21 protein-coding genes and 1 pseudogene are annotated in these 22,089 nt (G+C 70.6%); 11 read left to right on the plus strand and 11 right to left on the minus strand.

The window, feature by feature from the left end; genetic code table 11:
* Positions 1-125: 125 nt before the first annotated feature.
* The 7 genes from ITX44_RS20705 (at position 126) to ITX44_RS20730 (ending at position 4,061) form a co-directional block, all read left to right on the plus strand.
* Positions 126-368 (plus strand): hypothetical protein, encoded by a 243-nt coding sequence (locus ITX44_RS20705; protein ID WP_205358785.1) that lies wholly within the window; start codon positions 126-128, stop codon positions 366-368.
* Positions 340-864, plus strand: a complete 525-nt coding sequence (locus ITX44_RS20710) for a DUF6879 family protein (RefSeq protein WP_205358786.1) — start codon at positions 340-342, stop codon at positions 862-864. Before ITX44_RS20705 ends, ITX44_RS20710 begins: the two co-directional genes overlap by 29 nt.
* Positions 865-885: 21 nt before the next feature.
* Positions 886-1,734, plus strand: a complete 849-nt coding sequence (locus tag ITX44_RS20715; RefSeq protein ID WP_205358787.1) for a helix-turn-helix domain-containing protein — start codon at positions 886-888, stop codon at positions 1,732-1,734.
* Between the two features lie 62 nt (positions 1,735-1,796).
* Complete coding sequence (locus tag ITX44_RS20720) at positions 1,797-2,018, plus strand: hypothetical protein (protein ID WP_205358788.1); 222 nt, start codon at positions 1,797-1,799, stop codon at positions 2,016-2,018.
* Positions 2,019-2,035: 17 nt separating this feature from the next.
* Positions 2,036-2,992 carry an ATP-grasp ribosomal peptide maturase gene (gene tgmB / locus ITX44_RS20725; protein ID WP_205358789.1) on the plus strand — a complete coding sequence of 319 codons (957 nt, stop codon included), beginning with the start codon at positions 2,036-2,038 and terminating at the stop codon, positions 2,990-2,992.
* Positions 2,989-3,198: a hypothetical protein gene (locus ITX44_RS41300; protein ID WP_236061181.1), complete on the plus strand. Its 210-nt coding sequence runs from the start codon at positions 2,989-2,991 to the stop codon at positions 3,196-3,198. The genes tgmB and ITX44_RS41300 overlap by 4 nt, the downstream gene beginning before the upstream one ends.
* Positions 3,199-3,263: 65 nt before the next feature.
* On the plus strand, positions 3,264-4,061 hold the full coding sequence (locus tag ITX44_RS20730) for a methyltransferase domain-containing protein (RefSeq protein WP_236061183.1): 798 nt from the start codon (positions 3,264-3,266) through the stop codon (positions 4,059-4,061).
* Between the two features lie 128 nt (positions 4,062-4,189).
* On the opposite strand, the gene ITX44_RS41305 is transcribed toward ITX44_RS20730, so the two are convergent.
* Positions 4,190-4,639, minus strand: coding sequence for a ricin-type beta-trefoil lectin domain protein (locus tag ITX44_RS41305; protein WP_307795424.1), 450 nt, complete (start codon positions 4,637-4,639; stop codon positions 4,190-4,192).
* 3 nt (positions 4,640-4,642) lie between these two features.
* Positions 4,643-5,911, minus strand: a pseudogene (locus tag ITX44_RS20735) (alginate lyase family protein); the annotation flags it as partial.
* A gap of 155 nt (positions 5,912-6,066) precedes the next feature.
* Here ITX44_RS20735 and ITX44_RS20740 point away from each other — a divergent pair.
* Positions 6,067-7,308 carry a ThuA domain-containing protein gene (locus ITX44_RS20740; RefSeq protein WP_205358791.1) on the plus strand — a complete coding sequence of 414 codons (1,242 nt, stop codon included), beginning with the start codon at positions 6,067-6,069 and terminating at the stop codon, positions 7,306-7,308.
* A 58-nt stretch (positions 7,309-7,366) separates the two neighbouring features.
* Here the strand turns inward: ITX44_RS20740 and ITX44_RS20745 are convergent, their stop codons facing one another.
* Positions 7,367-7,579 (minus strand): DUF397 domain-containing protein, encoded by a 213-nt coding sequence (locus tag ITX44_RS20745; RefSeq protein ID WP_205358792.1) that lies wholly within the window; start codon positions 7,577-7,579, stop codon positions 7,367-7,369.
* Between the two features lie 14 nt (positions 7,580-7,593).
* Entirely contained in the window at positions 7,594-8,430 is an 837-nt protein-coding gene (locus ITX44_RS20750; protein WP_307795425.1) for a helix-turn-helix domain-containing protein, read from the minus strand.
* 202 nt (positions 8,431-8,632) lie between these two features.
* Between ITX44_RS20750 and ITX44_RS20755 the strand changes: the two genes are divergently transcribed.
* Both ITX44_RS20755 and ITX44_RS20760 read left to right on the plus strand, forming a co-directional pair.
* Positions 8,633-9,007 carry a hypothetical protein gene (locus ITX44_RS20755; RefSeq protein ID WP_205358794.1) on the plus strand — a complete coding sequence of 125 codons (375 nt, stop codon included), beginning with the start codon at positions 8,633-8,635 and terminating at the stop codon, positions 9,005-9,007.
* Positions 8,997-9,458: an ATP-binding protein gene (locus tag ITX44_RS20760; protein WP_205358795.1), complete on the plus strand. Its 462-nt coding sequence runs from the start codon at positions 8,997-8,999 to the stop codon at positions 9,456-9,458. Before ITX44_RS20755 ends, ITX44_RS20760 begins: the two co-directional genes overlap by 11 nt.
* Positions 9,459-9,556: 98 nt before the next feature.
* Here the strand turns inward: ITX44_RS20760 and ITX44_RS20765 are convergent, their stop codons facing one another.
* From ITX44_RS20765 to ITX44_RS42710, 5 genes are all read right to left on the minus strand, one after another.
* Positions 9,557-10,660 (minus strand): ABC transporter ATP-binding protein, encoded by a 1,104-nt coding sequence (locus ITX44_RS20765; protein ID WP_205358796.1) that lies wholly within the window; start codon positions 10,658-10,660, stop codon positions 9,557-9,559.
* The gene (locus tag ITX44_RS20770; protein WP_205358797.1) at positions 10,657-11,586 is read right to left on the minus strand and encodes an ABC transporter permease; all 930 of its coding nucleotides are present in this window, start codon (positions 11,584-11,586) and stop codon (positions 10,657-10,659) included. The genes ITX44_RS20765 and ITX44_RS20770 overlap by 4 nt, the downstream gene beginning before the upstream one ends.
* A 92-nt stretch (positions 11,587-11,678) precedes the next feature.
* A complete protein-coding gene (gene modA, locus ITX44_RS20775; protein WP_307795399.1) occupies positions 11,679-12,545 on the minus strand; it encodes a molybdate ABC transporter substrate-binding protein in 867 nt (288 codons plus the stop codon).
* Between the two features lie 150 nt (positions 12,546-12,695).
* Positions 12,696-13,475: a DUF427 domain-containing protein gene (locus ITX44_RS20780; protein ID WP_205358799.1), complete on the minus strand. Its 780-nt coding sequence runs from the start codon at positions 13,473-13,475 to the stop codon at positions 12,696-12,698.
* A 189-nt stretch (positions 13,476-13,664) separates the two neighbouring features.
* Positions 13,665-17,192, minus strand: a complete 3,528-nt coding sequence (locus tag ITX44_RS42710; protein WP_205358800.1) for a discoidin domain-containing protein — start codon at positions 17,190-17,192, stop codon at positions 13,665-13,667.
* Between the two features lie 330 nt (positions 17,193-17,522).
* Here ITX44_RS42710 and ITX44_RS20790 point away from each other — a divergent pair, with 330 nt between their 5' ends.
* Positions 17,523-18,521 carry a zinc-dependent alcohol dehydrogenase family protein gene (locus tag ITX44_RS20790; protein ID WP_205359009.1) on the plus strand — a complete coding sequence of 333 codons (999 nt, stop codon included), beginning with the start codon at positions 17,523-17,525 and terminating at the stop codon, positions 18,519-18,521.
* Between the two features lie 87 nt (positions 18,522-18,608).
* Here the strand turns inward: ITX44_RS20790 and ITX44_RS20795 are convergent, their stop codons facing one another.
* Both ITX44_RS20795 and ITX44_RS20800 read right to left on the minus strand, forming a co-directional pair.
* Positions 18,609-20,441, minus strand: coding sequence for an ABC transporter permease/substrate binding protein (locus ITX44_RS20795; RefSeq protein WP_205358801.1), 1,833 nt, complete (start codon positions 20,439-20,441; stop codon positions 18,609-18,611).
* On the minus strand, positions 20,434-21,702 hold the full coding sequence (locus ITX44_RS20800) for a quaternary amine ABC transporter ATP-binding protein (RefSeq protein ID WP_205358802.1): 1,269 nt from the start codon (positions 21,700-21,702) through the stop codon (positions 20,434-20,436). The genes ITX44_RS20795 and ITX44_RS20800 overlap by 8 nt, the downstream gene beginning before the upstream one ends.
* Between the last annotated feature and the right edge of the window lie 387 nt (positions 21,703-22,089).

Consider the following 22,089-nt stretch of genomic DNA (forward strand, 5'->3'; position numbering starts at 1 on the left):
CCACCACACCGCCCCCGCTCCCCCCAGGCCCGCCGGCCCCGCCGCCCGACTACTGGCCGAACGAGGACCCCGGCGCGGGGCGGTGACATCCCGGCGCACACGCCGGCTCGGCATCGGAGGTCATGATGGCATTACGGTTCATCGGGAAGGACCCGGAATCCGGGGATCACGGCTCGCCTGCCGTCTGGGTCGACGACGGCACCGGCGAACTGCTGTTCCAGGGGGTGAAGGTGGACAGCGATACGGAGCAGATCTGCAACCAGGACGTCGCGATGCCCGCGCACGAGGGGATCGTCCGAGTCCCGAGGCGGATGATTCCACTTCTCAGGGAGGCGCTGAATGTCGCAGAGCCTGAACAGCTTCGGTGACCTGCTCCGGTCAGTGGATCATTCGGCGGTGCACCTGGAACTGCGTGACACCTACGTGATGGAGAACGAAACCGCCGGCTTCGATGCCTGGAAGCAGGGGCATCGGCTGGATCCGGCCGACCGTGGGTCCTGGTGGCGTCCTTGGCTCGACCTGGTACAGGAGGTCACCGGCCGAGGCGTCGTCGTGCGGCGGGCCCGTGTGATCTCGGAGCCCCCGAGCGAGTACATCCGCTACGAGCACTCGTTCTCCTTCACCAACATCGCGGCAGGCGAGGACATCCGCTGGCTGCCCAGGAACGACACCTCGGGCATTGTGCTCCCTGAGCACGACTTCTGGTTGTTCGACAGCCGCCTCGTCCAGTTCAACGTCTTCGACGACGAGGGCCGCTGGCTGCGGACCGAGCAGACCGACGATCCGTCTGCCGCCACCTTGTGCGCGATGGCGTTCCACAGGGTATGGGAGCGCGCGACCCCCCACGAGAAGTACGCCGTCTGACGGAAAACGGTCAGCCGGATCATGTCTGCATCTCCGCTCTCGTCGGCGAGGAGCGCCCGTGCTGCCATCGCCGAGCGTCTGACCGAAGCGATGCGCGACGCCGGTCTGACAGGGCTGGACCTGGCTGACCGCTGCGGGTGGAGCAAGTCGAAGTCCTCGCGTATCGCGCGGGGGATCACACCGCCTTCCGACTCGGACATCCGTGCGTGGTGCGATGCCTGTGGCGTACCGGAATTGGCCGCCGACCTGATAGCGGCGTCACGGAGTGCCGATGCGATGTACGTGGAATGGCAGCGGCTCCACCGTGACGGGATGCGTCGCGTCCACGAAAAGACCACCCCGCTCTACCGGAGAACGCGCAACTTCCGTGTCTATGCCTCGAATCTTGTACCCGGACTGCTTCAGACCGGGGAGTACGCCACGGGTCTCCTCCGGTCCATCACGGCTTTCCAGCACACTCCCGACGACATCGAGGAGGCCGTGGCCGCTCGTCTCGCCCGCTCTCGCGTGGTCGTGGAGGGCGACCACACATTCGCGCTGCTTCTCGAGGAGACGGTGCTGTACTACCGGGTCTGCGACGAAACGGCGATGGCCGCTCAACTCGGCTCACTCCTATCGGTGATGAAGCGGCCGAACGTGTCCCTCGGGATCATTCCCTTCGAGGCTCGGCGAACCGTATGGCCTCTGGAGGCGTTCTACGCTTTCGACGGAACGCAAGTTGCGGTCGAGACGCTGACGGCAGAGATCAACGTGACCAGTCCCGGCGAGATCCGGACGTACCTGCGGGCCTTCGGTCAACTGTCCCGGCTCGCCGTGCGCGGCCCGGAGGCGCGGGTCCGGATCACGCGCGCCATTGACACCTTGGGGTGATCTCGTGCAACCGCGTGCAACCGAGTGGACCGCCGACTTCGTTCATTCCTAGCTTGCTGGTCATGACTACTGCCGCCATTCCGTTGGCAGCGCGTGCTGCCGCAGAACCGCCCCTGGCCGTCACCTCAGTCCAAGGAGTCACCTGGGACGACGAAAAGCAGATCAACGTCCAGCTGGACGGAACGCCCTGGCACACCACTCCGCAAGCCGCGTCCTGCACCGACACCAATCAGGACGGCAAGGGCGACGACGTGGACGATCCCTACTTCGCCCCCGCCACCTGATGGCTGCCGCCCGGCCGGTGGTCGTCGTCGCCGAGCGCCTCGACGCATCCGCGGACATGGTCGTGGACCAGCTCAACCAGCGGGGTGTTCCGGTGATGCGGTACGACGCCGCCGGCTTCCCGCAGAGCATCTCCCTTTCCGCCACGCATGAGGCGGCCGAGGCGGGCTGGAGAGGCGTACTGGACGACGGACATCGATCGGTGCGGCTGGAGGACGTGCGGGCCGTCTACTACAGGCGGCCCGGACGCCCGGTCATCGCAAAGACGGTGGCCGGACCGTACGCGGCCTGGGCGCAGCACCAGGCGGACACCGCTCTGCTGAACGTCGTCTCCGCCTTGCCTGCGCGCTGGATCAACAACCCTCACCACGACCGGCTGGCGTCCCACAAGCCGCAGCAACTTGTAGCGGCCACCCGCGCGGGACTGCAGGTGCCTCGCAGCATCGTCACCAACATCCCCGAAGAGGCGCGGCGGTTTGCGAAGTACGTTGCGGGCCCGCTGATCTGCAAACCGATCATCGGCGGGCGGCTGGACATTGGCTCGGGACGGAAACTGATGGTGGCCACCCACATCCTCGGCCCCGACGACATCGACGACAGCCTGCGGCTGACGGCGCACTACATTCAGGAAGCCGTCCCCAAGCAGTACGAGGTACGCCTCATTGTTGTGGACGGCGAGATGTTCGCGGCCAGGATCCAGGCGGACTCGGAAAAGGCACGCACGGACTGGCGTACGGACCCTGACGCGCTCGGCTTCTCCATCACACGGACCCCTGGACGGGTGGCCGCGGCCCTTCGCCGGTTCATGGCGTCCTACGGAATCACGTTCGGCGCTTTTGACTTCGCCGTGACCCCAGACGGCGACTGGGTGTTCTTCGAGTGCAACCCGGCGGGCACGTGGGCGTGGGTCGAGAACCGCACCGGACTGCCGATCGCCGCTGCACACGCCGATTACCTTCAGGGACGTGCCACATGATCACCGACCCGACGGCCGGTCCGCGCGCGAGGTTCGCGGCAAGCATCGGAGAGGGACACCCGAGTCCCTGGCGGGCGGCGTTCGCCGACGTGCCACGCCACCTCTTCGTCCCGTCGTTCTTTCGGCAGGACGAGCCCGGCAAGTGGGCCCAGGTGACCGAGTCGGACGACGGCTACATGGGAACCATTTATTCGGACCCGCCCTGATGACTCAACTGGACGAGACCGGTGTCCCGACGTCGTCGTCGAGTGAGCCGAGCACGATGCTCACCATGCTCGACGCGCTCAGCGCCGATATTGGGCACACGGTGTTCGAACTGGGCACAGGCACGGGGTACAACGCGGCACTGATGTCATACCGTCTCGGCGCGGACCGGGTCACGAGCGTGGACGTGGACCCCGAACTTGTGAGCCTCGCCACCCGTCGGCTGACCGAGTACGGTTCGCTGCCGCATGTGACCGTCGGCGACGGAGCGCTCGGCTGTCCTGAGCGGGCGCCGTTCGACCGGATCATCGCCACTGCGGCTCTGCGCACCATCCACCCGGCCCTGCTCGGACAAGCGAGGGTCGGGACCGTGATCGTTGCTCCGATCGGGTTCGGCATCGCCCGGGTCATTGTGACAGCGCCGCACCACGCCTCGGGAAGGTTCCTGGCAACCCCCGCGTTCTTCATGCCTCGCCGCAGGCCTGGCAGAACTCCGGACTTCGAGACCGTCCGGGAGCAGGACCCCGAGAGCACGTCCGTACCCGTGTCCGAGGTGCTGGACCGGCTGAGGTTCCCGCTGTCGCTCGCCCTGCCCGGATTCAACTCCTGTACCTGGCGCAACAACGATGGAGCTCTGACTGGCATCGGGCTGTGGACCGAGGACGGATCCACGGTCGCCACTCACGTGAACGGGCATGTTCGGCAGACCGGCCCCCGGCGGCTCTGGGACACCGTCGAAAACCTGTCCGGTCTCTTCCCGGAGGCCCCCCGACGAGAAGACTTCGGCATCACCATCACTCCCGACGACCAGTGCGTGTGGTACCGCGAGCCAAAGGGGGCGTCCTGGCGGCTCTCCCCGGGCTGACCGGGCCGTACGGCGAACGCCTGGCGTCATGGCGACGTGCGGCGGTCCGGCCCCACCGCAGAGGGCCGGACCGCCCGAGCCCGTGACCGGCCCCGACAGCCGGTCCCGGGCTCAGTCCTTCAACCGGATCAACTGGGCAGCGTCCAGTTCTGGTTGGCGGCTCCCGTGCAGGTCCAGATCTGCAGCCGGGTGCCGTTGGCCGAGCTCGGACCGGTCGCGTCCAGGCACTTGCCCGACTGCGGGTTGACCAAGGAACCGTTCGCACCCGGCTGCCACATCTGGGAGCCGGTGCCGTTGCAGTCGTAGAGCTGGATCTGCGTGCCGTTGGCGGTGCCGGCCGCGGCCACGTCCATGCACTTGCCGAGCGAGCGCAGGGTGCTGTCGGTGCCCACGGTCCAGTTCTGGGCGCTGGTCCCGTTGCAGTCGTAGAGCTGCACCGCCGTGCCGTTCGCCGCGTTCGCTCCGGCGATGTCGACGCATTTGCCGCCGTAACCCTGGATCGGGCCGGTGGGCGCGGCGGGTGGCGCAGTGGTGGGCGGCGCAGTGGTGGGCGGGGTGGTGCCGCCGCCCGGGATCACGTCGGGGTTGTCGGCGTTGGTCAGCGTCTCCCAGGCGACGAACAGGTCGTTGCTGCCGGCCGGGCGCTTGGACTCGGTGAGCGTCTGGGTGTTGGACATCGCGTAACCGAGGCGATTGTGCAGCGCGTTGAAGCCGACCTCGGTGACCGGGCCGAGGCCGCGGTTCAGGGTGCCGCCGCACAGCCAGGACGGCACCGCCGCGCCCAGTTCGTACGTGGACTGGAAGCCCAGCGCCTGTCGCAGCCGCTCGCCGACCTGCGGGTACAGGTCCTGGCCTTGGATGGCCGCGGTCTCGGCGACGTCGGAGATCGACGCGATGCCGTAGCCGGTGTGGGTGAAGTCCCGGCAGGTCTCCTGAGTGAGCCCGGTGACGAAGGTGGACTGGCCCTGCCAGTACGAGATGATCTTCGCGGAGGTGTCCAGGCCGCTGCCGGGCACGGTCTTGGGCAGCGCGCCGTCGGAGGACAGGTAGATGTACGCGGGCACCCGGTTGAGGTAGCGGGTGATCGCGCGGTCGTAGTCGGCCGAGTCGTTGAGGAAGACGGAGATGCCGACCGCGGCCTCCATCATCGTCAGCTCCCAGTTGCCGTTGCTGTTGGAGCCGTTGATGACCTCGGGCAGGTAGACGTTGCGCAGCATGTTCGAGAACGCGGTGACGTCCGCCGGGGCCCAGCCGGTGTAGGTGTAGCGGATGATCTCGGCGGCGCGCGGCCACACCGAGCCCGCCCAGCCGGTCTGCAGCGGGGCGTTGCTGTTGGTGTGCCCGGTGATGGTCCGCGCCCAGGCGTTCATCAGCTCGATCGACTTCTGCGCGTACCGGCTGTCCTGGGTGATGTACCAGGCCAGCGCGTCGGTGTACGCGGCGATCGCGTCCTGGCGCTCGTCGGTGCAGCCGTAATTGGGGTCGGAGTACGGGCCGCACTCGACGGTCGCGCGCGGCTTGGGGGTCCGCGACAGGGAGGCGTAGGAGCTGGCCATCATCTGGGCGTTCGCCGCCGCCCAGGGCTGCGCGCCGGCCTGCACCTTGGCGCGGACGAAGTCCAGTTGGGAGCGGCTGACCAGGACTCCGGGGTGGGTGAACGTGGTCGGCGCGGCGGCCACGGCGGGTGCCGCGACGGCGGCGGGGACACGCACGGGTGCGGCGCTGGCCGTGCTGCCGGTCAGGGTCGCCGCGACGGCCGCGAGGGCAGCGGCCGCGGCGGTCAGGACGGCGGCGGTGCGAAACCGGTTACTACGACGGGTGGGGGGTGTGCTGTGGAGGAAGTTGCGCATGGGGGGACTCCTGGAACAGCGGGTCGCGGGCAACTGTGCGCCGAGGGCGGCGGGTTGGTTTGGACCATAGGTCATTGACATGAACATCGTCCAGACCATTGAATGCGGCCCGACAGGCGCACGCCCCATCCGTCGCCCACGAGGAAGGCCCCCACATGTACCGACCTCGCTCCAGAACCCGCTGGCCGCAGGCGCTGTTGCGGCTGTTCGCGCTGCTCGCCGTGGTCTTCGGCCTCCAGGCCGCCCCGGCGCACAGCGCCACCCCCGCGTTCAAGGTGATCGCCTTCTACGACGGCACCTACGACGCGGCGCACATCAGCTTCGTCCACGAGGCCAACGCCTGGTTCCCGCAGGCCGCGCAGCAGTACGGCTTCTCGTACACCTCGACCAACGACTGGAGCCAGCTCAACACCGCCAATCTGGCCAACTACCAGGTGGTGCTCTTCCTGGACAACTACCCCCACACCGCGGCCCAGCAGCAGGCGTTCCAGACGTACATGAACAACGGCGGCGGCTGGATGGGCTTCCACGTCTCCGCTTTCAACACGGACACCAGCGACTGGCCCTGGTACCACAACACCTTCCTCGGCACGGGCACCTTCCAGACCAACTCCTGGGGCCCGACCTCGGAGACGCTGCGGATCGAGGACCCGAACCACCCGGCGACCGCGGGCCTGCCGGCCACCATCACCTCGTCGGTCAGCGAGTGGTACAGCTGGCAGAACGACCTGCGGCAGAATCCGGCCATCGACATCCTGGCCTCGATGGACCCGTCGACGTTCCCGGTCGGCACCGACCCCAACCAGACCTGGTACAGCGGCTATTACCCGATCGTCTGGTCCAACCGCAACTACAAGATGATCTACGCCAACTTCGGCCACAACGCGATGGACTACGCCACCAACACCACGCTGTCCTCCACCTTCGCCAGCCCCCAGCAGAACCAGCTCCTCATCCAGGGCCTGCGCTGGCTCGGCGGCCAGTCCGGCCCCGTCACCCCGCCGCCGACCACCGCGACCGGCCCGATCCACGGTTACGGCGGCAAGTGCGTGGACGTGGCCGCGGCGAGCACCGCCAACGGCACGGCGATCCAGCTCTACGACTGCAACGGGACCTCCGCCCAGAACTGGACCGTGGGCACGGACAACACCCTGCGGGCCCTGGGCAAGTGCATGGACGTGACGGCCGCGGGCACCGCGAACGGCACGAAGGTGCAGCTCTACGACTGCAACGGCACCGGCTCCCAGGTGTGGCAGCCGGGTGCGAACGGTTCCTTGGTCAACCCGCAGTCGGGCAAGTGCCTGGACGCGACCGGTCCGAGCTCGGCCAACGGCACCCGGCTGCAGATCTGGACCTGCACGGGAGCGGCCAACCAGAGCTGGACGCTGCCCAGTTGATCACCTGAAGCGACGGCCCCGCTCCTCGTGGAGCGGGGCCGTACGTCACATGGCTTCGCTACGACAGCGCCGTGAGGTCGTCCGCCGCCAGGCAGCGTATGAACTCGGCAAATTCGGGGCGGGAGAAGACGAGGGCGGGCCCGGCAGGATCCTTGGAGTCACGTACGGCCACGATGCCCTGCAGATTGCCGGCCACCTCGACGCAGGCGCCGTCTTGCTGGCTGTACGTGCTCTTGCGCCAGGCCGATCCGGCCAGATCCGGTGTGCTCATCCCGCCCCCCTTCGTCACCGCAGCATGTTCGCCGCTTCAAAAAGCATAGCCCGGCTGTCGTCGGGGCTGAGCGCCACGGCGCGGAGGTGGTCGAACGCCGTTGCGTAGTGCTGGACTTCCTCCGTCTTGTCGACGGACAGGTTCCCGCCGATCGTCTCCATGTAGACCACGTCGATTTCCCCGGGCTCGGCGAAACCGACGACGATGAAGGAGCCGGCCGTGCCCGGGTGTGCGCCGACGCTGTACGGCACCACCTGGATCGTGGTCCGCGCCTGCTCGCTCGCGTCGATCAGCTTCTCGAGCTGTTCCCGCATGACGTCGGGACCGCCCACGGTGCGGCGAATCGCGGCCTCGTCGAGGATCACCCAGAGCTGCGGGCGGTTTGCCGTGGTGAGGATCTGCTGGCGGCTCATCCGCACCTCGACGCGGCGTTGCACGTCCTCGGCGGTGAGTTCCAGCGGGCCGCCGCGCACCAGGGCACGTGCGTAGTTCTCGGTCTGCAGCAAGCCCGGCACAACGGCCAGTTCGAAGGTCCGGATTGACGCCGCCTCCTGCTCCAGGCCGATGAAGAACTCGTACCGGCTGGGCAGGACGTCGCGGTACGAGTACCACCAGCCGCGCTTGCGTGCCTCCTTGGCCAGTTGGACCAGTGCCTCCCGCTGCTCGCTGTCGCTCACGCCGTAGACGTCCAGCATCACCCGCACGTCGTTGGGATGCGGCCCCGTACGCCCGGTCTCGATCCGGAAGACCTTGGTGTGATGCCAGTCCAGCCGGTCGGCGACCTCCTCCTGGGTCATCTGCGCCGCCTCGCGGAGCCGTTTCAGCTCTGCGACCAACTGACGCCTGCGCACCGGGTTCTGACCGTTCGGCAGCAAAGTTCCCCTCCCGCTTTCGCGTGCACGCCTCTTTGATGCATGCTTGTTTTATGCAGCCCTGCACGGAGCGATCCGGTACGGAGCTTGTGGGCATTGAGCATGCCGCATGAGCACGGACCGTGAGAAACCGGCCACCCGAACGGGTGACAGGGGCAGGGCATACCGATGGGAGAATTCCGTGAACGCTGAACCCCGTGCCGTCTTCGCCTACGTGCGCCGGCTTCCCGGCATGGAAGGGGAGGCCGTCGAGCAAGTGCTCAAGGAATTAGCCGCCTTCACCGCGCGGGAGGGGCTCGCGCTTGCCGGTGTGCACTACGAGCGCAGGCCCGGGCAGCGGGTGCGCGTCTGGAGTGGCCTCATCGAGAGCTGCCGCAACGAGGGCGTCACCGATGTCGTCGTACCGAGCGCCCAGCACTTCAACGCCATGCCCGGGCTGGCGGCCTTCTTGCAGCAGGATCTGGCCGAGAAGATCGGGGGCAGGGTGTGGCTGGCCGACGCGCCGGAAGGCGACACCAGCCCCACTCTCACGAGGGCGGCAGGCCGTGCACGGTGAGTCGGCCGGGGTCGCCCTGATCGCCCGAACCGCTTTCGCCGCGACCGCCGCCGCGCCCGGAGACGCCAGGGCATTCGTCCGGACCACCCTGCGGGCCTGGGACCTGCTCACCGTGGTGGACAACGCCGAACTCGTCAGCAGCGAGTTGGTCACCAACGCGCTGAGAGCGATGGTCCCGGAGCCGGCGACAGGCAGACTCGCCGGTCCTGCGCCGACCGTGGTCGGTGTCGAACTGCGGGCCTGCGCTTGGGCGCTGCGCGTCGCCGTCGAGGACGACAGCACCGACCGACCGGCCTCGCGTACCCCGGACGACGACGCGGAAGGGGGCCGGGGCCTGCTACTGGTCGAAGCCCTCAGCTCCCGCTGGGGAGTCACCGCCGTGTACGGGGGCGCCAAGGTCGTCTGGGCCGACATCCCGCTGCACGGGTGCGCCGGAGCCCCGCCGGGGTGACCGTCTCTCAGTCGGCAGGGGCCGGGGCCGGTCTCCCCGCCCGTCGAGTAGTTCGGGTCCCCAGGTGCAGGCGGCCCCAGCCGTGATCCGGCCGGCGGTCACGCCGGATAGGCGTGGGTCTGGGTCGCCTTCACCGCGGCCCAGACGTCGGCGCCGGGATGGAGATCGAGTTCGGCGACGGCGATCGTGGTGAGGTCGGCGGTCAGCGGGAAGCCGGCGGCGGTCAGGGCGACGCGGATCTGGTCGCCGTGCGACTCCAGGCCGGTGACCTGGGCGCGGAAGGCGTTGCGGGCGCTGGAGGCCGGGTGGTCGCGGTGCAGGGTGACGGCGCTCGGGGCGAAGGCCACGAAGGCCGGGCCGGTCAGCTCCTCGGTGGTGGTGAAGGCGAAGCCGGGCCCGATACGGACCGCGTGCCCCTCCGCGCTGCCCTGGTAGAGGTTCAGGCCGACCAGGCGGGCGATGTAGTCCGTACGGGGGCGGCGGGCGATCTCCGCCGGGTCGCCCTCCTGCACGATCCGGCCGTGCTCGATCACCACCAGCCGGTCGGCGAGCACCATCGCGTCCAGCGGGTCGTGCGTGACCAGGACCGCCACCGCCTCGAAGGCGGCCAGCCGGCGGCGCAGTTCGGCCCGTACCTCCAGCCGGGCCAGCGCGTCCAGGGCCGCCAGCGGCTCGTCGAGCAGCAGCAGCCGCGGCCGGGTGGCCAGCGCCCGGGCCAGCGCCACCCGCTGGGCCTGCCCGCCGGACAGCCTGCGCGGCTTGACGTGCGCGTGGTCGGCCAGGCCCATCCGGTCCAGCAGTTCCGCGGCCAGCGCCCGGGCCGCGGCCTTGGACATGCCGTGGCAGCGCGGCCCGAAGGCCACGTTGTCCAGCGCGCTCAGGTGCGGGAAGAGCAGATAGTCCTGGAAGATCACGCCGACCGGCCGCCGGTCGGGGGTCACCCGGGTGCGCCGGGCCGGCTCCTCCAGGGTGCGGCCGTCCAGCCGCAAGTGCCCGTCGGCCAGCGGGGTCAGCCCGGCCAGCGTCCGCAGCGCGGTGGTCTTGCCCGCCCCGTTCGGCCCGAGCAGCCCCAGCACCTCGCCGGGCGCCGCCGTCAGCGCCACGTCCAGCGCGAAGGTGCCCCGGTCCACCACTAGGTGCGCGTCCAGGCCGGACGCACCCGCAGGCACGGTCTCCTCGACGGCGACCGCCTTCTGCGTCATGCCGCCCCCGTCCAGCGGTCCCGCAGCGCCACCAGCACGGTGACCGACACCGCCAGCAGCACCAGGCTGAGGGCGATCGCCGCCGCCGGGTCGTCCTGCAGCGCCAGGTACACCGCCAGCGGCATCGTCTGGGTGCGGCCCGGGAAGCTGCCCGCGAAGGTGATGGTCGCCCCGAACTCGCCCAGCGCCCGCGCCCAGGCCAGCACCGCCCCGGCCGCCACCCCCGGCGCGATCATCGGCAGCGTCACCCGGCGGAACGCGGTGAAGCGGGACGCCCCGAGCGTGGCGGCGGCCTCCTCGTACCGCACGTCGGAGGTCCGCAGCGTCCCCTCGACGCTGATCACCAGGAACGGCATGGCCACGAACGCCTCGGCGACCACCACCCCGGCCGTGGTGAACGGCAGCGTGATCCCGAACGCCGAGTCCAGCCAGCGGCCCACCACGCCGTTACGGCCCAGCGCCAGCAGCAGCGCCACCCCGCCCACCACCGGCGGCAGCACCAGCGGCAGCGTCACCAGCGCCCGCACCAGCCGCCGTCCCGGGAACGCCGTACGTGCCAGCACCCACGCGAGCGGCACTCCCAGCACCAAGGCGACCGCCGTCGCCAGGGTCGCCGTCTGCAGCGACAGCCGCAGCGCCTGCCACACCGCTGCGCTGGCGAGCTGATGCGGGAGGCTCCTCCAGGGTGCGCGGATGAGGAGGGCTACGAGTGGTAGGAGCAGGAACGTCACTCCGAGCAGGGCCGGCGCCAGCAGCGCGAGCGGAACGCTTGGGGTTCGCCGGGAGTGCCCCGAAGGGCCGCGAGGAACTGCGCGAGCAACCGGTGACGGCCGGTGGTCCGGATGCGACAGCAACTGCCCCGTTGGGCCGGTGGCGACCCGCGACCCGGAATCGGGTTGCTCGCGCCCACGCGGCGCCGGCCGCATATCAGGTGCAGCCCCACGCCCCTTCGGGGTGCCCCCGGCGAGCCGTGCGCGCGCAGCGCGCGCCCATCCACGGCTCACCGCCGGAGGCATCCTCACGGGTGAAGGAAACCAGCCTGCTGGAGCACCTGCTGCCCCTGAGCTGACGTCACCAGGGCGATGAAGGCCTGCGCGCCGGCCGTGTTGGGCGCGCCCTTGAGCGCGGCTACCGGGTAGGCGTTGATCGCACCGGCCGACTCGGGGAAGTCCACGCCGTCGACCTTACCGCCGGCCGCTTTGACGTCGGTCTTGTAGACCACGGAGGCGTCGACCTCCTTGAGCTCCACCTTGGTGAGGGCGGACTTCACGTCCTGCTCGTACGAGACGGGGGTGAGGGACAGGTGGGCGGCGGTGAGGGCCGTCTGCGCGGCGGACCCGCACGGGACCGTCTTGGCGCACAGGGCGACCTTGAGGCCGGAGCCGGTGAGGTCCTTCAGGGAGGCTATGTGGTGCGGGTTGCCCGGCAGGGTGGCGATCTCGAGCTGGTTGCGGGCGAAGGTGACCGGCATGCCGGTCGCGTCCCCGGCGTCGGTGACGGTCTTCATGGTCTTCGGGCTCGCCGCGGCGAACACGTCCGCGGGGGCGCCGCTGGTGATGCTCGCCGCCAGTGTGTCGCTGCCGCCGAAGTTGAACACCACCTTGGTGCCCGGGTGCGCGCTCTCGAAGTCCTTGCCGAGCGTGGTGAAGCTCTCCTTCAGCGACGCGGCCGCGAACACTGTCACGGTGCCGTTGACCTGCGCCGAGGCGCTGTCGCTCGACGCCGGCGCGGAGGCCGCGGACCCCGAGGACGCCGAGGCCGATGGGGTGTCCGACGCGGACGAGCCCCCGTCGGACGAGGAGGAACAGGCGGTGAGTGCCAGCAGGGACGCGGCGCCGAATGCCGCGAGACCCAGGACCCGGCGTGGGCCGGAACGTGTGGTCACAGGGGACCTCCCTCTCTCCATGCGGCGATCATAGTGCCGCATGTGCGAGCCGGAAGGCCCCCCAAATATTGCAGATTCCGAACGATCAGCCGATCTTGCCTCGCTTCTGCGATCGCCGCACGGTCCGGGCGGTCCGTGCGGGTAGAGCGGTCAGCCCCGCGGCGGCCGCGGCTGGAGCTCGCCGTCCAGGTACAGGTCGACCCGCTCGTTGTAGAAGGCGACCAGGCCCGTGATCGGCAGCAGTTGCCGAGTCGGGAAGTCGTACGCCCAGGCGATGTCCCGGTGGGTGCCGCGCGAGGTGTGCGCCGACCAGTAACCGCTGGTCGTGCCCTTGTACGGGCACGCGGTCACGGTGTCGCTCGGGGCGAGACCGGGCAGATTCAGGTGTACCCGGTCCACGTAGTAGCGGGTGGGCAGCCCGGTCTCGAAGACCATGACGCAGGAGGGCGCGTCGGCCAGCACCATCCCGTCGAGCATCACCTTGACGGCGGTGCCCGAGCGCAGCGCGTCCACCCGGGTGTACGGGCTCCTGGGGTGGACGAAGACCTGCTCGTCCTCCTCGAACCACGCCTCCAGCGCGCCCCACTCGAAGCGGACCGTGCCGCGCAGCTCCGCGGGGGCGTCCTCGCCCCACACCCAGGCCGCGCCCGGCACCACCCGGTCGCCCGCCCGCAACGCGTGCCGTCGTACCGTGCCCGGCGCCCGCTTCTCCTGGTGTCCCTCGTCCTCCAGCGTCGCGGAGATGTCCGCCGCAGGCACGCTGTACTGCGGATAGTGCGGGTGTTCCCACACGTAGTGGGCCCGCCGGGTGTCCAGCACCGGCCGCCCGTCCAGGAAGGCCCGGATCCGCCGCGGGACGGGCTCCACATGGCCGGCGGGGGTGATCGGTGCGGGGAAGTGACTGGCCGCGACAGATACGGCTTCCGCCATGACGCCCTCCTCGGGCTGCTCGGGCCGGCAGTCGTTCGACGTCTGCGATCGTACGTCGGCCCGGCCCGTGACACAGGGAGGCCGACACGCGACCGGCCGGGGTGCCCGCACCCGACGGAGCCGGCCGGGACCCGAGGCCCCGGCCGGCTCGTTCGTCTCACCTGATCGAGGGCGAGGTGCGCCCGGCGGTCAGTTCCAGCTCGTCATGCCCGCCCCGTACTGGTAGAGCGGGTTGCCGTAGGTCGGCGGGACGGTCTGCCCCGCGTCGATCTTGGCGCGGATGTCGGCCCGCTCGGCGTCGGTGGCGCCGAGGTCGTAGGGCAGGTCCCACGCCTCGTTGGCGTCCGCCGGGGTGTCGCCGCCGCCCGGCTTGAGGACCTGGTCCAGGCTGCGCGGCATCTGCCAGGGCAGGTGGCCGTGCGGGGTGTAGTCGCCGAACAGCAGGCTTGCGGTGGCCGGGCCGACCTCTTCACCGCCGCGGTAGGTCACCACGATGGCGTCGGCCAGGGTGTTCCAGTCGCTCATCACGATGGGCCGCGGCAGCGTCAGCACGACCACCACCGGGATGCCCTGGTTCTTGAAGTTCTGGATGATCGCCAGCTGGTCGGCCGGCAGGTACGGCTGGGTGTCCGGCCACGAGGTGGCGTGGGTGTAGGACGGCTCGCCGACGTTGACGATCGCCAGCTTGGGCGAGGGCCCGGTGTCCTGGTAGACGTTCACGCCCGCGGTCGCGGCCCGCGCCTTGATCGCGTCCAGCATGTCCAGCGAGCCGTAGTCCGGGTGGAAGTAGCTCGACCAGATGCAGCAGGACGCGCCGTCGGTGGCCCGCGGACCGGCGACCACGATGTTGTCGCCGGCGTTGAGCTTCACCGGCAGCACCCCGTTGTTCTTGAGCAGGGTGTCGGACTCGCGGGCCGCCTGGTTGGCGAGCTGCACGTAGCCCGGCTGGTGGAACCGGTAGGGGCCGTTGACCGGGTCGCCGTACGGGTGGTCGAAGATGCCCAGTTCGAACTTGAGCTTCAGGATCCGGGACACCGCGTCGTTGATCCGGGCCAGCGGGACCTGCTGCTCGAAGCCGGCCATGGTGAAGCCGGTCGCGCCCGGGTCGGCGCCGCCCATCACGTCCGAGCCGGCGTTGGCCGCGTTCACCCACGCGCCCGACGGCAGCCAGTCGGTGGTGATCAGCCCGGTGTAGCCCATGTTCTGCCGCAGGTAGGTGAGGATCTTCGCGCTGTCGCCCGCGCCCGGGCCGCCCGGGTCCAGGTACGAGCTGCCCGCGTAGCCCGGCATGATGTTGACCGCGCCGGCCTCCATCGCCGCCCGGAACGGGATCATGTGGTACTTGATCGTCACCCCGTCGTAGACGATGCCGGCCTCGCCGCCGGCGCCCTCGCCGGGCCAGTGCTTGACCGTGGCCAGCACCGAGCCGGGGTTGAGCTCCGGGCCGCCCTGCAACCCGGCGACCAGCGCGCGCAGTTGCGCCGCGGCCACGTCGGCGTTCTCGCCCCCGCCTTCCTGGATGCGCGGGTACAGCACCTTGGTGCCGACCTCCGCCAGCGGCGACAGCGTGCCGCGGGCGCCGACCTCCAGCTCCTCCTGCCGCTGCATGTTGCCCAGCTGGTAGTCCAGCGGGTAGTCCTTGCCGGCCGCCAGCGTGGACTGCAGCGGGTACGTGGTCTGGTAGCCGGCCGTGGTGTCACCGGCCGAGACCGGCGGGATGCCCAGCCGGGTGGCCGCGGTGGACAGCAGCACGTTGTTCAGGTCGGCGGGCTGGGCCGGCCCGAAGTGCCAGCCGGACATCGGGTACTGCTGGACGTTGTAGAACATCTGATACGCCTTCTCGTCCGGCGTCATGCGGCCGAGCAGGTCGTTGACCCGGGTGTCCACCGGCTGCCGCCAGTCCTCGTACGGCTCGATGGTGCCGTCCTTGTTGAGGTCCCGGGCGCCGTTGATGACGTTCACCCCGTCGTCGACCTGCTCCACGTCCGGCAGGTAGACGCTGAACTGGCGGATCTCGGAGGTCGTGCGCGCCCCGGAGCCGCTGACCGCCACCACGAACCACTTGTACGTCCAGCGGTCGGTGATGTCCCAGCTCGGCGTGTAGCCGGTGCCGGTCACCTCGGCGACCTTCGTGTACAGGTCGAGCAGGTTGCCGGAGGCGGTCCAGTCGTAGTCGGTGCGGCTGAGGTTGAGCCACACCTCGTAGTGCGCGGTGCCGGCCACGGCCGACCAGGACAGCGGGGGCCGCCGGGTGGTGGTGACCATGGCCTTGTTCGCCGGCGCGGCCAGCGTGAACTGGCCGGTGGTGGCGGGGGCCTTGGTCGGCCCGGACAGCAGCGGCGGGGTCGCGGTCGAGGTGTCCACGGTGCCCCAGACCTGGAACTCCCACAGGGAGTAGCCGTAGCCGGTGGCGCGGGCGGTGCCGTAGAAGCGCACGTACCGGCCCTTGCCCGTCACGGGCAGCTTCTCGATGCCGCCCTTGCCGGTGGTCGTCGTGTAGATCGGCGTCCAGGAGGTGGCGTTGTCCGACACCTCGATGCGGTAACCGCTTCCGTACGCCGACTCCCAGTTGAGCACCACACCGCTGATCGAGGCCGCGCCGCCCAGGTCCACCTGGAGCCACTCGTTGTCCGTGTACTGGCTGGACCAGCGGGTGGTGGTGCGGCCGTCCAGCGCCGCGGCCGGGGCGTTGCCGCCCTCGTAGGAGGACGCCTTGACCGGCTTGAAGGCCGAGATCACCGTGCCGGAGAAGTCACCGCCGCCGCCGGTCGGGGGAGGCGTCGTGCCGCCACCGCCGGTGGTCGTGTAGACCGCGAACTCCCACAGCGAGTAGCCGTAGCCGGTTGCCCGCGCGGTGCCGTACATCCGCACGTACCGGCCGGAGCCGTTGACCGCCAGGGTCTGGGTGCCGCCGGTGCCGGTCGTGGTGGAGTACACGTCCGTCCAGGTCTGTGCGTCGTTCGAGACCTGGATCCTGAAGCCCGTCGCGTACGCGGTCTCCCAGTTCAGCACCACCTGGCAGACCGAGGCGGCCGCGCCGAGGTCCACCTGGAGCCACTGCGGGTCGGCGGCGGCACTCGACCAGCGGGTGCCGGTGTTGCCGTCGACCGCGGCGGAGGCGGGGGTGCCCGCGTTCTCGGTGGACGAGGCGGTCGCGGGCCGGTTCAGCGCGGAGTTCGTGGTGCCGCAACTGCCGACGGCGCTGGAGGTGCCGTAGACCTGGAACTCCCACAGGGAGTAGCCGTAACCGGTACCGCGGGCGGTGCCGTACATCCGGACATAACGCCCGGAACCGTTTACGGTGAGCTGTTGCACGCCGCCCGTGCCGGTCGTGGTCGAGTAGATGTCGGTCCAGGTGGTGGCGTCGTCCGAGGTCTGGATCTTGAACGCCTTGCCGTACGCCGTCTCCCAGTTGAGGGTGACGGAGCTGATCTGGGCCGAGGCGCCGAGGTCCACCTGGAGCCACTGCGGGTCGGCGGCGGTGCTGGACCAGCGCGTGGTGGTGTCGCCGTCCACCGCGGCGGAGGCGGGGGTGCCGGCCCCCTCGATGGACGAGGCGGTGGCCGTCTTGCCCTGGGAGAGCAGGGTGCTCGCGGCGTGCGCGGTCCCGGCGGTCGTGGCGACCGCCCCCGCCGTCGCCAGGCTCAGGCACAGTGCGGCGGCCACCAGTGGTCTGCGCCTTCTGGCGGCTTGCAGCACGCGGGACAAAAGGCTCATGGGCATCTCCTCGAGTGGGGGTCGTCGGGACGGGCGCGATGTCGGGGACCGCCCGTCAGAGCTGTGGGAGAGCGCTCTCCCGGAGTTTCGTGCACCCCCTGATCACTGTCAATCCCTGTGCAATCCCTGTGTGAGGGCAGTGGGTTGGAGATGAAGTGGTGGGCGGCCGGGTCCGGCCGACGGCGGAGTCGGCCGGCGGCCGGGCGGCCGGTTCGCCGTGCGGGGCGCCGGCGCGGGGCTCATCCTGGAGGCATGGACGGCGGTGCGGGCGGTGCTTCCCGGACCGGGGCTCCCGAGGTTTCCGGGGCTCCCGGCGACGCGGCGCGGGTGATGCGGGGCTGGGCGGTGGGCGAGCCGGGTCCGGCCGCGGGCGGGCCGCTGGTGGCGGTCGAGCGGGTGGTACCGGATCCCGGGCCCGGTGAGCTGCTGGTACGCATCGAGGCGTGCGGGGTGTGCCGTACCGACCTGCACCTGGCCGAGGGGGATCTGCCGCCGCACCGGCCGCGGACCGTGCCCGGGCACGAGATCGTGGGCCGGGTGATCGCCGCGGGCGCGGGCGTCACCCGTTTCTCGGCCGGCGACCGGGTGGGCGGTGCCTGGCTGCGCCACACCTGTGGGGTGTGCCGCTACTGCCGCGCCGGGCGGGAGAACCTGTGCCCGAATTCCCTGTACACCGGCTGGGACGCGGACGGCGGCTTCGCCGATATCGCCCTGCTGCCCGCCGACTACGCCTACCCGCTGCCCGAGGACGCCGAGCCGGCGCAGCTCGCGCCCCTGCTGTGCGCGGGGATCATCGGCTTCCGGGCCCTGCGCCGCAGCGCGCTGCCGCCCGGCGGACGCCTGGGCATCTACGGCTACGGTGCCTCGGCCCATCTGGCCGCGCAGGTCGCCGTCGCCGAGGGGGCGACCGTCCACGTCCTCACCCGGTCCGCCACCGCCCGAGACCTCGCCCTGTCCCTCGGTGCCGCGTCAGCCCGCGGCGCCTACGACGCCCCGCCCGAGCCCCTCGACTCGGCGATTCTGTTCGCCCCCGTCGGCGACATCGTCCCCGTCGCCCTCGCCGCCCTCGACCGCGGCGGCACCCTTGCGATCGCCGGCATCCATCTCACGGACATTCCCGTGCTCACCTACGAGCAGCACCTCTTCCAGGAGCGCGACCTGCGCAGCGTCACCGCCAACACCCGCGACGACGGCGAGCAGTTCCTGGCGACGGCCGCCCGTATCGGCATGCGCGCGACGGTCACGCCTTATCCCCTGGCCGAGGCTCCCCGAGCCCTCGCCGACCTCGCCGCCGACCGGGTGAACGGCGCGGCTGTCCTCATCCCCTGACGGGGCCTCGACGGAAAGGCGGTTCGCCGGGACAGGTCAGGGGGCTGCACGCCTGACGTGTCCCGGCGAACCGTGGAGCCGTAGACCTCAGTTCTTCCCGGAACCCGGGCCCGAACCCGAACCGGCGACCACCGGCGCCATCGCGTTCTCCACGCCCGGGTTCTTGGCGAGCCACGCCTTGACCCCTTGCGTGACGTGCCCCTGGCCCGCCGCCTGGATGGCCGCCTCCAGCGAGCCGAGCTGGGCCTCGGTCATGTGGAACTTCCGCATCCAGGACGTGACGTGGGGGAGACGTGCCGCGCTGGAGCGGTTCGCCTCGGTGTGGATGGAGTCGCTCGCGCCCCACAGCCCCTTCGGGTCGGTCAGCTTGGTCAACTGATAGGTGGAGTACGCCCAGTGCGGCGACCACAGGACGACGGCGACCGGCTTCTCGGCCGCGTAGTCCCGCTTCAGCTCCGCCAGCATGCCGGCGGTGGAGCTGGCGACCAGCTGGTACTCCTTGTCGAGGCCGTAGCCGGGCAGCACCTTGGACTGGAGGAGCTTCATCTCGCCCGCGCCCGGCTCGATGCCGACGATACGGCCGCCGAACTCGCCGGCCCTGCCCTTGAGATCGGCCATGGAGTGGACGTCCTTGACGTAGGACGGGACGGCGATCTCCAGGGAGGTGTGGCCGTACCAGGACCCGAGGTCGGTGAAGTTCTTGCCGTACTGCTTGATGTACGCGGCGTGCGTCGTGGGCAGCCAGGTGTCGGTGACGTAGTCGAGGGAGCCGCTGGCCAGGCCGGTGTAGGCGGCGCCCGGGTCGTACGTGTTGACGGTGGCCTTGTAGCCGCGGTCGCTCAGGACCTGCTGCCACAGGTTGGCGGAGGCGACCGACTCGTCCCAGTCGAAGTCGCCGATGTGGACGGCCTGGCCGTGGCCGGGTCCGCCGGACGCGGTGGGCGAGGACGGTGAGCCGGAGAACACGCCCGTACCGCAGGCGACCAGCGCCAGGGTGACGACGGCGGACAGGCCGACGACCGGGCGCGGCCGGTAGTGGGCGAAGCTCAGGCCGTGGGCCGAGGCGCGCATCCTGGCCAGGGCGCGGCGGCCGAGCGGGGAGACCTGGTCGCCCAGGGCGCCGGTCACGCGGTCGAGGTAGATGGCCAGGATGACGACGGCGACGCCGCCCTCGAAGCCGAGGCCGATGTTCACCTGGCTGATCGCGCCGAACACGGTCGCGCCCAGGCCCGCGGCGCCCACCATGCCGCCGATGACGACCATCGACAGGGCGAGCATGATCACCTGGTTGACGCCCGCCATGACGGTGGGCAGCGCGAGCGGGAGCTGCACGCGCAGCAGCGTCTTCAGCGGGCTGGTGCCGAACGCGTCGGCGGCCTCGACCAGTTCGGCGTCGACCTGCCTGATGCCGAGTTCCGTCATGCGCACGCCGACCGGCATGGCGAAGACGATGGTGGCGATGACGGCCGGGACCGTACCCAGGCTGAAGAAGATGATCGCGGGGATCAGGTAGACGAAGGCGGGCAGCGTCTGCATGACGTCCAGCACCGGCCGTACGAGCATGCTCGCCGAGCGGCTGCGGGCGGCCCAGATGCCCAGCGGCACCGCCAGCACGACGGCGACCGCGGCGGACACGACGACCAGCGACAGCGACTGCATGGCCTGGTCCCACTGGGCGATCGAGTCGATCAGCGCGAAACCGGCGAAGGACAGCACGCCCGCGAGCACGCCGCGCAGCCAGAAGGCGACGAGCGCGAGGATGCCGGCCATGAGCAGCGGGGACGGGCCGCCGAGCACCCACTCCACGCCGTTGTACATGTGGTTGACGACCGAGCTGATCGCGTCGAACAGCCAGGAGAAGTGGTGGGTCAGCCAGTTGACGGTGGACTCGGCCCAGGTGCCGAGATGGAGCCTAGGCACTGGCGGCCTCCTCGCGGATGCTCTGGTCGGCCCTTCCGGCCGTGTCGCTTCCGTCGGACCGGTCGGCCCGGTCGGCCGGAGTCGGGCGGTCGCCGAGCGCGGCGAGCAGGCGGAGCTGGGGTACGACCCCGGCCAGCCGGCCGTCCCCGTCCACGACCGGCAGCGGCAGGTCGCTGCGGGAGGCGGGGGCGAGCAGGTCGGCCAGCGGCGCGTCGGGCTGCGCGGTGACGGTCGCGGCGCGCATCAGCTCGCCCACCGTTCCCTCGCCGTCCGCGGCCGCGGCGGCCTGCGCCTCGGTGACGGTGCCGACCAGCCGCAGGGCGGGCGCGGGCGAGACGACGAAGGCGGCGGACGCCTTGTCCGTACGCAGCGCGCGTACGACGGCGTCGGGCTGGTCGTCGGTGCTCACGATCACCCGCGGCCGCTCCATGATCGAGGCGGCGGTCAGGACGCGGGAGCGGTCGACGTCCTGGACGAAGCCGGCCACGTAGTCGTCGGCCGGGTGGGACAGGATGTCGGCGGCGGCGCCGATCTGCACGATCCGGCCGTCGCGCATGACGGCGATGCGGTCGCCCAGCCGCATGGCCTCGTTGAGGTCGTGCGTGATGAAGACGATGGTCTTGCGCAGCCGCTGCTGGAGGTCCAGCAGCTGGTCCTGCATGTCGCGGCGGATCAGCGGGTCCAGGGCGGAGAAGGACTCGTCCATCAGCAGCAGGTCGGCGTCGGTGGCCAGCGCGCGGGCCAGGCCCACGCGCTGCTGCATGCCGCCGGACAGCTCGTCCGGCCAGTGCGGGCCCCAGCCGTCCAGGCCGACCAGGTCGAGCGCCTCGGCCGCGCGCTTCTCCCGCTCCGCGCGGGGCACGCCCTGGACCTCCAGGCCGTAGGCGGCGTTCTCCAGGACGCTGCGGTGCGGGAACAGCGCGAAGTGCTGGAACACCATGCTGATCTTGCGGGAGCGCATGTCGCGCAGGGCCTTCGCGGACAGGGCGGTGAGGTCCTGGCCGTCGAACAACACCCTGCCCGAGGTGGGCTCCAGCAGACCGTTCAGCATCCGCAGCAGCGTGGACTTGCCCGAGCCGGACAAGCCCATGATCACGAAGATCTCCCCTTCCTGGACGGTGAAGGAGGCGTCGATCACGGCGGCGGTCGTGCCGTCTTCGCGCAACCGGTCGCGGTCGGCGCCCTCCTGGAGCCGGCGGACGCCCTCCTTGGGGCGTCGGCCGAAGATCTTGAACACGTGCTCAGCGGCCAGCTTGGTCACGGGCACCTCTCGGGGTGGGGGGACAGGACGGATCCTGCGGCCGGACACGGCGCGCGATGGGCGCGCGGACCGCACCCTTCCGGGAACCGCCGCGCATTGGATCGCTGCGAAACTAACGGGACCGCGTGGCGCCGGGCCACCTCGCCTGGCCCGATCGCGCTGCGCACGGGTGTGGATGCGGTGCGTGATGTTCCGTGCCCGGTCACGGGTGGGGTGGGTGTGGCGGAGGGCCATGTCGGGGCAGGGATGCGGCGGGGTCGGGGTGCCCCTGTGGACCCGAGGGGTCCGGCGGTGAAAGGTGTGCTCTTTGGGCGGCGATATGTCCGCTTCTTAGGGTTTCGTTGGCCTGGGCATCGAAACTGGATCGTAATATTCCGGCACCGTCCG

The organism is Actinacidiphila acididurans (genome assembly GCF_016918855.1).
Classification (GTDB): Bacteria; Actinomycetota; Actinomycetes; order Streptomycetales; family Streptomycetaceae; genus Actinacidiphila; species Actinacidiphila acididurans.

What these genes read in the sequence shown, in the direction of transcription:
- ITX44_RS20705 (WP_205358785.1), top strand. Translation starts at nt 126, where the DNA reads ATGGCATTACGGTTCATCGGGAAGGACCCGGAATCCGGGGATCACGGC.
- ITX44_RS20710 (WP_205358786.1), top strand. Translation starts at nt 340, where the DNA reads ATGTCGCAGAGCCTGAACAGCTTCGGTGACCTGCTCCGGTCAGTGGAT.
- ITX44_RS20715 (WP_205358787.1), top strand. Translation starts at nt 886, where the DNA reads ATGTCTGCATCTCCGCTCTCGTCGGCGAGGAGCGCCCGTGCTGCCATC.
- ITX44_RS20720 (WP_205358788.1), top strand. Translation starts at nt 1,797, where the DNA reads ATGACTACTGCCGCCATTCCGTTGGCAGCGCGTGCTGCCGCAGAACCG.
- ITX44_RS41300 (WP_236061181.1), top strand. Translation starts at nt 2,989, where the DNA reads ATGATCACCGACCCGACGGCCGGTCCGCGCGCGAGGTTCGCGGCAAGC.
- ITX44_RS20730 (WP_236061183.1), top strand. Translation starts at nt 3,264, where the DNA reads ATGCTCGACGCGCTCAGCGCCGATATTGGGCACACGGTGTTCGAACTG.
- ITX44_RS20740 (WP_205358791.1), top strand. Translation starts at nt 6,067, where the DNA reads ATGTACCGACCTCGCTCCAGAACCCGCTGGCCGCAGGCGCTGTTGCGG.
- ITX44_RS20745 (WP_205358792.1), bottom strand. Translation starts at nt 7,579, where the DNA reads ATGAGCACACCGGATCTGGCCGGATCGGCCTGGCGCAAGAGCACGTAC.
- ITX44_RS20765 (WP_205358796.1), bottom strand. Translation starts at nt 10,660, where the DNA reads ATGACGCAGAAGGCGGTCGCCGTCGAGGAGACCGTGCCTGCGGGTGCG.
- ITX44_RS20770 (WP_205358797.1), bottom strand. Translation starts at nt 11,586, where the DNA reads ATGCGGCCGGCGCCGCGTGGGCGCGAGCAACCCGATTCCGGGTCGCGG.
- ITX44_RS20780 (WP_205358799.1), bottom strand. Translation starts at nt 13,475, where the DNA reads ATGGCGGAAGCCGTATCTGTCGCGGCCAGTCACTTCCCCGCACCGATC.
- ITX44_RS42710 (WP_205358800.1), bottom strand. Translation starts at nt 17,192, where the DNA reads ATGAGCCTTTTGTCCCGCGTGCTGCAAGCCGCCAGAAGGCGCAGACCA.
- ITX44_RS20790 (WP_205359009.1), top strand. Translation starts at nt 17,523, where the DNA reads ATGCGGGGCTGGGCGGTGGGCGAGCCGGGTCCGGCCGCGGGCGGGCCG.